The 684-nt window shown below is 61.9% G+C and carries 1 protein-coding gene; it reads right to left on the bottom strand.

All coding sequences use genetic code 11. The features are described 5' to 3' along the window. Nucleotides 1-333: ParA family protein (locus CUC53_RS19410; protein ID WP_236757983.1), on the bottom strand; the 333-nt coding region annotated here is incomplete at both ends. Between the last annotated feature and the right edge of the window lie 351 nt (nt 334-684).

Genomic DNA, 684 nt, shown 5'->3' on the forward strand with positions numbered 1-684 from the left:
GTATGGCAGATCCATGTCGGCCATTTCGCGGTCGATGCGCTGCAGCTCCTGGTTCGCCGGGAGAAGGTCGAGCCGGGGCCAGCAGGTGGGGTGAATTGCATAGTCGAGGCTTTCGGCCTTGCCGAACATCCAGGGGGCAATCGTGCGGCCTGCATCGACCCACTTGGCGGTATAGCCGAAGTATTCGCCGAGCGTACCCTGCGGGTCGGTGTCTATGACCAGCACCCGGTAACCCATCAGGGCCGCGCATTGGGCCGTATGCACCACCACGCTGCTCTTGTAGCTGCCCCCCTTGTTGCTGGCGACGGCTACGCTGATGGCATGCTTGCGCCANGGGTGGGTGCCGAACAGCTGGCGCATGCCATCCAGTTGGGCCAGGGTGTAACCCAGCTTGCGCCCATTCGCGTCGGTGTCAGCTGGCGGCAGACGCCCCTCACGGTGGGCTGCATAAATGGCCTGCGGGGTGACCTTCACCAGCTTGGCCGCCTCGGGAACGGTGAACCGCCGCGCAATGTAGCGCCCTGCGGGTGAGTTGGTTCCCACGGTCTCCAGGCTGATGCGCTCCCGCATCGCTTGAGAGTTGGCGACGCAACTCCCGAACAGGTCACGACACTGCCATTTCATTTGTCGATCTCCTACCGTCGGTTTGCACTGCCTAGCTTTACATGTTTGATCAATAAAAAA

The sequence above is a fragment of the Aeromonas cavernicola genome, from assembly GCF_002795305.1.
Classification (GTDB): domain Bacteria; phylum Pseudomonadota; class Gammaproteobacteria; order Enterobacterales; family Aeromonadaceae; genus Aeromonas; species Aeromonas cavernicola.